The sequence below is a fragment of the Aeromonas simiae genome (genome assembly GCF_000820125.1).
Classification (GTDB): Bacteria; Pseudomonadota; Gammaproteobacteria; order Enterobacterales; family Aeromonadaceae; genus Aeromonas; species Aeromonas simiae.
The window spans coordinates 1-8418 of sequence record NZ_CDBY01000008.1 but is presented as its reverse complement, the minus strand read 5'-3'; the positions used below and the strand labels follow the sequence as shown (position 1 = coordinate 8418).

Genomic DNA, 8418 nt, shown 5'->3' with positions numbered 1-8418 from the left:
GCACCATCCCTAGTTTTTATTGAAACTCATAAGAGCCATTCTGTAGGTTGCCAGTTATTTGTATGACCTTACCGTGGTCACCAGCTAAAGATGAATTGAGGAACTTCACTACACAAACAATATAGGGTCCACGGCTGACAGCATGCAGTATCTCAGGTGCCGAGAGACTAGCATATTTACTCATCATATCATTTGCAATTACCTTGCAACTGCTCTTATCAGCAGTCCTTTGTCTTGAATATTCCTGTTTAGCTTTGATGGCCGCATCCTCACGATCCTTTTTGCATTTTGGATTCGCCGTACACTTGTCATATTTTAACTTCTTGCGATCGGAATCCATTAGTTGATACAGATCTTTCAATATGCTCTCATCATCTATTCTATTATCACGATCAACCATATAAGTCATTTGATATTTTTCTTGACTATCTAATACATGCAGCGTCATTGTTTTTTTTGCAGAAGGTCTCCTGCTTGGGTCTTTAATGCAAGCGACATAATCCCCTTCGACTTTATATGTTATATCATTATTGCAAGTCGAATTTACCTTTACCAAACTGCGGTCTAATTGATACAAAGCAGGGACTATATTGACTGAGTTATCAACCATCATTGATTGATATTGATTTATCGAAGATTTATAAGCGATGACATAATGGTTTTTTGGCGTCCCTTCGACTGAACAGTGCAGTATATCGCCTTTGAATTCTATAGCCTCAACTTTTAACTCTTTTGTTATAAAATTTCTGCGTGGCTTAAAAGTTTTATCTAAAGATATTACCTCATTGGCAATTTCATTACACTTAGCAACATGGCCGTCTGTTATTGTAGACGAAGTCCCTATTGGTAACGAAGTGCAAGATGTTAGCAACATAGTCAAAATCAAATAAAACGGCAACCTAAGTACGTTCATTTTCTCACCTCTCAATCAATTTTATATTCATGTTGGCGATAATTTAAATACAGTTTTTAACTAAAATGCTTAAATATAACTTCGTATTTATCCACCCCAGTCCTGTCCTTCGGTACTCCCCAGGGCGAGAGCGTGAACGTTTTGTTAACGGCGGATTCAACTACAAAGTGCACCACTCATCAGCATCTGGTGTGACCGTATATATGCGTAATGCTGATATGATCAAAATTTTGGTTTCTCTTTTTGTATACACAGTATCGTGTTTGGTAAATGGCATTATACCAATACAAAACCTCATGGAAATCGCTCCCATTTAACAATAGAGATAATTCATACTACATTATGGTATCATGACATACCATTTAAACGGGAGCGTAACAAAGATGTATTTGCACAAAATACTAAAGCTTTTTGTCAATAGAAACAATAAAAATAATGAAGAGAACACAAAAAGATCTTTACCAGTTGACTCATCATCCAGTGAGTCTTATTCACAAGAGAAAAAAAGCCCGTCAACTCAAATGAAGGCAGGGCTGGTTCAACAAAATGATAAAGCCGTGCAGGACAGCGAAGGCAACTTTTTCACACCATCAGAGCATGCTCACCACCATAAAATTCAAGAACTTGCTAATAGAGCCTATAAAGAAAGTGGTGCAAGCTTTTACAGTGATGTATTTCCTGAACTGGTGGAGTCGCCACGTTCTAGTCGACACAACATTAGGATCATAATCAGCCCATCATTGAAGGGGGATTTTTATGAACTGTGCAGTGCTAATTTAAATCATTTGAAAGTGGGGGATGTCCTACGCGTTAAAGAGAATGGGATTTTCAACCATTTAAATAGCATGTTCTTTGATTTGGGCAACCTAGACGATAAAGTAGTCTACCGCGACCGACTAAAGGTTGAAGAGATATTTGAGGCAACATACGCAGCACCTGCATTTGTGAAAGTGGAAGTGGTTGGCTCTGAATCTCTATTGATTGATTGCATAGAAGTGAATCGCAGTAGTAATGTAAAAGCTCACGATGGTCAGCATTTACTTTCTGTGGCTCGTGACTATCGCTTAAAAGAGCACTACGGTTATAAGTTACGATTGATTGGGGATTTAAATGGGTACACGGCAGTGATGTTTTTTGGGGACATTGAAACGTCTGCGAACACCATTAATTTTGCTGTGAATGGACATGGCACAGATGATTGTCTAGTGTTAGGAACTTTGCCAAAGGGAAGCTTATCAAAAAATACAACGGCCCACATGAGGCCCATCACAGATGAGTATGGCCGACCACATCCTTATTTGAGCTGTCTCAACTTGGAATTCCAGTTAGAGTTGATTGTTGACGGTGGAAAAATTCACCTTTATATTTTTGATACTGAGCCAGTAAGATCATACAGGGTTAATATGCACAACCAGCAAAAAATACATAAGAAAAATACTGGTGCATGTGATTACATTCGAATCGAAAATGGCAAGTATCGTTGCTCACAGTCAGGAGAAATGTTTGTCTCATCTTGGTACTTTGAAAAGCGTCATGGCGTTGACCTGAATGACGTTGATGTACTGAGAGCGGCGCAAGCCGATGGGGTTCAACATGACAAAAAGTGTCGCATTGAGTCCGAGTCTGCAAGGAGGATCTGGGGGGAATACGTGTATATGTACCCAGAAAGGTGGCTTGAGCAGCAAAGCTCAATATTATGGTAAATTAATGGTTTAAGGTGAATCAACCGACCGTCTCTTAGGCATTTCAAAACATCAACGGGCTTATTAGTTCGGAAAAAGTCTGTTCTCCTAACGTCCGAATGATTAAAGTCGACTTCGTTTTACTAGTTCGTCTAATGCCCATTATGTTTAATAGCGATTTTTAGCGGCTAAAACGGGGCGTTCGTGGCGAACAGGCCGCCTGTATCGCGTTTTGGGGCGCTTCGACACCCAAGATAGGGCATTTGTTTGCAACGCTTCTGTGGCGGTTTGAGGGCCGTATCCTGCGGGGTATGGTTTCAGCCTGTTTTTACATCCTGCGGCCTGTTTCGATATCTTGCTCCGCCCGTCGAGGTGCACCCGATCAGATAAGCCGCCTCGATGGCGGGAAAATGGGGCCACCGGCCCCAGTTTTTCACCCTTCTCCCCGCACCTCAAAATCAATTGGCGATTTTGATGTTTCGAATTGACGTTTTGATTTGGCCGAGCCTCATCTACTTGTAGCCTTTAGCTGTAACGGCTTACCCCAGTCTGGGGCCGCGGTTGCGTTCCGGTGCAGGAGCAGGGTCTAGAGCCCGTTTCTGGTGGGCCAGCAGTTCGCGCACCTCCGCGCTCCTGCCGATTTCCACGCTCAGAGCCTCCCTCCCCCCCCCAGACGCCGACAGGTAGTTCTCTATGAGCGTCTGAAGCCGTCTGGGGCAGGCACTCCACTCCCGCCCCCCGTCCGCCCACCCGAACACTCCCAGAGAGCGCTGAATGGCGATAGTGGTGAACTCCAACGACTGCGCCGCCTCAACCTGCTTCGCCTTACGCTCCCGCTTCGCCTTACGCAGCTCGATCAGCTCGTCGAACAGGGTTAGCCGCCTGTTGTATTCCGGCCAGAGGCGTTCATGCGCGACCTCCGCCGCCTCCCTGACCTTTCTCATCGCCTTCGTTATCTGGCTTTCCAGTTGAGCCAGCCCAGTGCGCAACCCATCCAGCTTGGCACCGCCTATGCCCTTGCTGTTGAGCCATGTTGTGAAGCGGTGCTCTTCCTCCCACGACTCGATCTGCCTCGCCACCCTATCGCGTTTCGACTCCAGCTCACTGACACTACGTTTCGCCTGGTACACCTCCCAGGAAGACTCCACCTGGCTACCAATGTCCATGGGGTGGACATGAGAGATAGCCTCGCTCAACTCCGCCTCATCCATCGCAACATAGCGCTGATTCTCAACCAGTTCGGCGGCGATAACGGCCTCCTGTTCATCCAGTTCGACCAACTCCCGCACCGCCCCATCCAACTCCTGCACTCGATCATCAGCAGCCCTGACGGCCCGCGCCTCGCTCATGCGTTTCTCGCTATCGAGCCCTGTACGCCGCTCGAAACCAACCGCCGCAGGGCCTAGATGGCGGGTAGGCTCGGTAGCTAGACCACGGGCCTGATGGCTCCGGTGATCAACCCTCTGCTCCACCCCTGCGGCTTTCAAAAACTGGTTTTGGAGAACCGCGAAGCGCTCGCGCCAGTGCTCGATGAGCGCAGGGCCGAATACCTCCCCCAGCCCCCCCGATCTGGCATCGAACTCGCGGGTTTTTTCGGTGAACCCATCCGGCCCCAGTCGGCGTGTGCTGAGCAGGATGTGAGCGTGATGATTTTGATTGTCGATCACCTTCCCAGTGCCGCCCCTCTGGAATTCCGGTGGGGCATGGATCGCCACATCGGCTGCGAAACCATGTCTCTCGACCAGCTCACGAGCAAATTCGTGGGCCAGTCGTTCGCGGTCATCGGGGGACAGTTCGTGGGGTAGGGCTATCTCAAATTCACGCGCCACCGTCGAGTTGATGCGGGACTCTGAGCGCTCGACCTCATTCCAAAGACGCGCCCTGTCGGAGGCCCATGCAGGGGCATGGCTTGGCAGGATCATTGTCGCTGAAATGACGCCGCCTTTTTTCCTGTAGTCGTGCAGCTCCCCGGTCTGTTCATCCAGCAGCTTTTCGCCAGCACGATAGGCAGCCGCAGCCGTTGCTGACTGCCCATTACGACGACTGAACACCTTAACAGAGCAATGATAGATAGCCATGTCGCACCTCATGCCTTGGTTTTTACCGCCGGAGGCCGCACGCAAACGCAGTTTGCCTAAGTGCGCCCTTATGGGCCTAAGATTAACACACCGTCGGCGTTCTTTGGCTTATGCATTACTGGTAGGATATGGAAAACAGCGCGGAGAACAACCATGACGGCCATCGAAGAACGGATAGAAACGCTCCAGAAAAAACTGAATGAGGCAAAGGCAAAGAAGCAACGGCTTGATGCCAAAAAAAGGGCCAAGGAGCGGAGTGTCATCAGAGCAAATGACACGAGACGAAAAATTCTCGTGGGTGCAGTATATCTTGCGCTGGCAGATAAGGATGATGAGGCGCTGGCCGCGCTGACAAAACGCATGGACACAGCGCTAGATCGCACTGATGACCGAGCCCTGTTCGGCCTGCCTGCCCGACCGGCAGAGGCAGAGGCAGAGCAGCCTAGCGACTGCTGAGATCGATCTCGATACGCCGGAACCCGATGCCATGGGCGGTGTTGGCAGCGGCATCAATGCTCTTGAACACCCGCCACCCTCCGCGCTGCCGTTCCAGCACCACGGTCTCGCTCTGGCGACCGAACTTCACCAGATGGAGGTGGTATCCGGCGCCCATGGGGGTGGGCACCACCAAGACCTTGGAGAACCCACCCTGGTCGAACATCCATTTTGCCTGTAGCTCTTCCATCAGTATCACATTTTGACGAATCAAGTTTGAGATTTGATTCTGCGCCGAACGGGGGGCATGGTCAAGAGCACCCCGCTCCGTGGATAAAGGATGTCGGCAAAGCCTCCGCAGTCAGCGGGCTCTCCTATCTTCGCTGCGCTTGAAGATAGGAGAGCCCTCCTGCTTGGCTATGTCAAAAATGACGTAGTTACGCTGGATAGGCTCGCCTTGCTCTGGACTATCGAGGCCGCTTGCGGCGGCTCCCTCTCACGCGCTCCAGAGACACATCCCGTCCTGCTGCACTTGCTTTAGCCCCCACCTGCTGGCCGGGCCGCCACGCGTTTTTAGAGTGGTGCCGTGTATGGCTGTTCCGTTCCACTGGTGCAAGTGCCCCAGGGTTGCGAGTCCTGGGAGGCTGTGATGCGCGATCGCACGCTGGGCAGTATGTGAGATTTCCCCGTTCTGCCCGACCAACCACACCCATACACGGCAACAAACTCATGCTTCCAATCCGTGCGGGTACGACAACGCGCCAAAGGTGGTGGCCTTCGGTAACGGGTGTAAAGAGGGAATTAGCTTGAAAGATACGGCAAAGTGCCGCTAAACTTATTGGGACTTTTGGTAGCTGCTTCCCTCTACGGAGCCGTTACCAGGTACAAAGAGCGCCAACTCCGAGTACCTTCGAAAAACCGCCCGCCAAGGCGGTTTTTTCGTTTCTGGCGCACAGAGTAGCGTTGATCAGACTGATCGATCAACGCTTTTTAGTGCGCACTACTGCAAAAAAAATACTCATATATTCAATACTATCCCGACAGGATAGTTGATAATCAATCGATCACGGCAAGGCTTCAACAAAGTCCGTCATGATATCCTTGATGGACTTCCCTTGTGCAGCAGCATGCATTTTCAGCTTGGTATGCAACACCTCTGGCAGGTCAAAATTAACCCGCTTCATCTTCTCGGATCCTGCGATATCACCCATGGTCATTGCCCGTTTTTCGCTACTGGGGCGGCCAGCTTTCAACGCACTCATTTACTCACACCCTTACTAACTCATTTGAGTAATGCTAATACTTCATCTGCCAAGCCCCGTATTTCCTGGGCTGCATTGCTATTAGGCTCAGCATCAAGCACGGTGGTACCTGCAGCTGCGGTGCTCGGATAAGCAACGCTTTGGGTCACTCTCGCCGCCAATACCGGCAGACCATACCCTTCCAGCGCCTCTCTGATCTCAGCGCCGATCTTGGTGTTCTTGATGGCTCTACTCACCACAAAGGCAGCCTTCAAACGGCCATCGGTCATTTCTATCCGCTGCTTCACCAGATCAACCAGATCAGAGGCCGCCCAAATATCGTAAGGAGAGGGTTGGACAGGGATCAGCACCAGATTACTTGCCTTGATCGCGGATATCGCTAGGTCAGCGGCCTGCGGAGCACCGTCAATCACGATCAAGTCTTTGTGGGACACCGCCTTGATGTCGCGCTCGATGGTTGGCCTATCTATCCCCACCACTGGCACCGGTTGCTCATCACGCACTGCAGACCAATCTCTTGCGCTTCCCTGGGGATCGCTGTCGATCAACAGCACATCGAGACCCGCCACCTGAAAGGCTCGCGCTAGATGAGTGGCAATAGTGGTTTTGCCGCTCCCTCCTTTCTGGTTCAACACCGATATAACCAGCATGCCACCTCCTCACTCAATCGAGTTAATGAGTAAGGAAGTAAATCATCAAATGAGCTTTAGACGCAAGAGGCTGCCACTCCTTGTTGTCTTGGTTGCTGTCTTGGCAGGAGTTCCAAGAGACTGGCCACCATGCCACCGCTCAAGATGTAGATCAGTGGCTAACCTCTTGGGGCACGGATGCCGAAGGGCATATAACGCCCGCAATCAAAATACAAAAACGAACAATCAATATTTAGCTTTGATTAGCTATTTAGTGGCTGGCTGGATGCCAGGCATGGGGTTAACGGGCAACATCCAACTACCAGTGACTAGGCAGCCGTAATCGGGTATGAAACACCCTCAAAATATGGATTTCCTCTCCCTTTACTCGGTATGGAATGAGGAACGGGTAAGGTTGCACCACAAGCTCACGTGTACCTGGGACACGTCCCGGCCTTCCCATCGAGAGCTGTTCGACCAGCAGGTTAACCAAGCGATATACCTCGTGCGCAAACTCCTGGGCAACCCTGGGGTTTTCTTTTGCCAAGTAATCGTGAGCATCTTCGAGGTTCAGCGCAGCCTTACGCAGCCACTTAACCTGCATTGATACCCCACCTATTGAACTTCGCCATCATCTCTTTTTCAGATACGAAGTCACCCGCATCCGCTTCACGCAAGGCGGCTTCTACCTCCGTGATCTGCCAGGCCTCACGCGCCAAATAATCCTTAATAGCCTGGTTGGCCAACCAGGATTTAGTCCTGCCAGTAGACTGAGCTAACTGCCCCAACTGTTGCTCTACCTCGTCCGGCAAACGGACAGACATCACGCTCATACGCCCCCCGACACTACAATGTTTACAATATGCTACATACTACACCCTGAGCAGCAGCATGGCGACATGTCCGAGATGGCAATCTGGTTAACCGCAGCACCGGCGTGAAGAGGGCTCCTGAATGTCCGGCGCAGACAGTGAAACCACTCCTGCAGCTTCCCTCGATGTCCGGCCAAGACAACAGACAACAAAAAGGGGCGCTGGATTTACCGTAACGCCCCTTATGCGCGGTCACCGTTTTAGCTGATACGCCGCCAGTTTGGCGACTGGTCGCGGTAGGAATGGCGATTACTCGCCCCCCCCCGCACAGATCCGGACGTGCGCTACTAACGCATCCGGCTCCTACCTCGAGTCATAACGTCAAATCGCTCATCAGGAAAGTGGGATCAAGAGACGATCGTCTCATTTTTCCTGTGTCAATGCTGTCCTGGTGAATGCTTACTGGCGACTGGCGTGCGCCAACCGCCTCCCCTTGGGCCGCGCACTCTCTCTCCGACGATCGACGCTATGAAGTCACCCGCAAACTTGATCCCGTCGAGGGCGGGTCTTGTCGCTCGGATGGGGTACAGCACCTTCGCACCATCCC

Annotated in this window: 9 protein-coding genes; 2 read left to right on the top strand and 7 right to left on the bottom strand. The window is 50.5% G+C overall.

Translation table 11 applies throughout. From position 1 onward, the window contains the following. Positions 1–16 precede the first annotated feature (16 nt). Positions 17–913, bottom strand: coding sequence for a hypothetical protein (locus BN1134_RS19540; protein WP_128274197.1), 897 nt, complete (start codon positions 911–913; stop codon positions 17–19). Between the two features lie 383 nt (positions 914–1296). Between BN1134_RS19540 and BN1134_RS19535 the strand changes: the two genes are divergently transcribed. Then, complete coding sequence (locus BN1134_RS19535; protein WP_156991627.1) at positions 1297–2616, top strand: hypothetical protein; 1320 nt, start codon at positions 1297–1299, stop codon at positions 2614–2616. A 518-nt stretch (positions 2617–3134) separates the two neighbouring features. Here the strand turns inward: BN1134_RS19535 and mobQ are convergent. Next, a complete protein-coding gene (gene mobQ / locus BN1134_RS18800) occupies positions 3135–4673 on the bottom strand; it encodes a MobQ family relaxase (protein ID WP_052449398.1) in 1539 nt (512 codons plus the stop codon). 153 nt (positions 4674–4826) lie between these two features. Here mobQ and BN1134_RS01630 point away from each other — a divergent pair, with 153 nt between their 5' ends. Beyond that, positions 4827–5129 (top strand): hypothetical protein, encoded by a 303-nt coding sequence (locus BN1134_RS01630; protein ID WP_042044884.1) that lies wholly within the window; start codon positions 4827–4829, stop codon positions 5127–5129. Here the strand turns inward: BN1134_RS01630 and BN1134_RS01625 are convergent. The 5 genes from BN1134_RS01625 to relB all read right to left on the bottom strand — a co-directional run bounded on the left by BN1134_RS01625 (position 5116) and on the right by relB (position 7823). Further along, on the bottom strand, positions 5116–5358 hold the full coding sequence (locus BN1134_RS01625) for a hypothetical protein (RefSeq protein WP_042044883.1): 243 nt from the start codon (positions 5356–5358) through the stop codon (positions 5116–5118). The two genes, BN1134_RS01630 and BN1134_RS01625, sit on opposite strands and share 14 nt — an antisense overlap. Before the next feature lie 814 nt (positions 5359–6172). Next, positions 6173–6370, bottom strand: coding sequence for a plasmid partition protein ParG (locus tag BN1134_RS01615; protein WP_042044881.1), 198 nt, complete (start codon positions 6368–6370; stop codon positions 6173–6175). A gap of 20 nt (positions 6371–6390) precedes the next feature. After that, positions 6391–7020, bottom strand: a complete 630-nt coding sequence (parA, locus tag BN1134_RS01610) for a ParA family partition ATPase (protein WP_042044880.1) — start codon at positions 7018–7020, stop codon at positions 6391–6393. A 298-nt stretch (positions 7021–7318) separates the two neighbouring features. Beyond that, positions 7319–7603, bottom strand: a complete 285-nt coding sequence (locus BN1134_RS01605) for a type II toxin-antitoxin system RelE/ParE family toxin (RefSeq protein WP_042044879.1) — start codon at positions 7601–7603, stop codon at positions 7319–7321. Then, positions 7593–7823 carry a type II toxin-antitoxin system RelB family antitoxin gene (gene relB / locus BN1134_RS01600; RefSeq protein ID WP_232300579.1) on the bottom strand — a complete coding sequence of 77 codons (231 nt, stop codon included), beginning with the start codon at positions 7821–7823 and terminating at the stop codon, positions 7593–7595. Before relB ends, BN1134_RS01605 begins: the two co-directional genes overlap by 11 nt. Positions 7824–8418: the final 595 nt, after the last annotated feature.

Bases quoted from the DNA above. Each gene is read 5' to 3' on its own strand.
- BN1134_RS01630 (WP_042044884.1), top strand. From the start codon at position 4,827: ATGACGGCCATCGAAGAACGGATAGAAACGCTCCAGAAAAAACTGAAT.
- relB (WP_232300579.1), bottom strand. From the start codon at position 7,823: ATGTCTGTCCGTTTGCCGGACGAGGTAGAGCAACAGTTGGGGCAGTTA.
- BN1134_RS19535 (WP_156991627.1), top strand. From the start codon at position 1,297: ATGTATTTGCACAAAATACTAAAGCTTTTTGTCAATAGAAACAATAAA.
- parA (WP_042044880.1), bottom strand. From the start codon at position 7,020: ATGCTGGTTATATCGGTGTTGAACCAGAAAGGAGGGAGCGGCAAAACC.
- BN1134_RS01615 (WP_042044881.1), bottom strand. From the start codon at position 6,370: ATGAGTGCGTTGAAAGCTGGCCGCCCCAGTAGCGAAAAACGGGCAATG.
- mobQ (WP_052449398.1), bottom strand. From the start codon at position 4,673: ATGGCTATCTATCATTGCTCTGTTAAGGTGTTCAGTCGTCGTAATGGG.
- BN1134_RS01625 (WP_042044883.1), bottom strand. From the start codon at position 5,358: ATGGAAGAGCTACAGGCAAAATGGATGTTCGACCAGGGTGGGTTCTCC.
- BN1134_RS01605 (WP_042044879.1), bottom strand. From the start codon at position 7,603: ATGCAGGTTAAGTGGCTGCGTAAGGCTGCGCTGAACCTCGAAGATGCT.
- BN1134_RS19540 (WP_128274197.1), bottom strand. From the start codon at position 913: ATGAACGTACTTAGGTTGCCGTTTTATTTGATTTTGACTATGTTGCTA.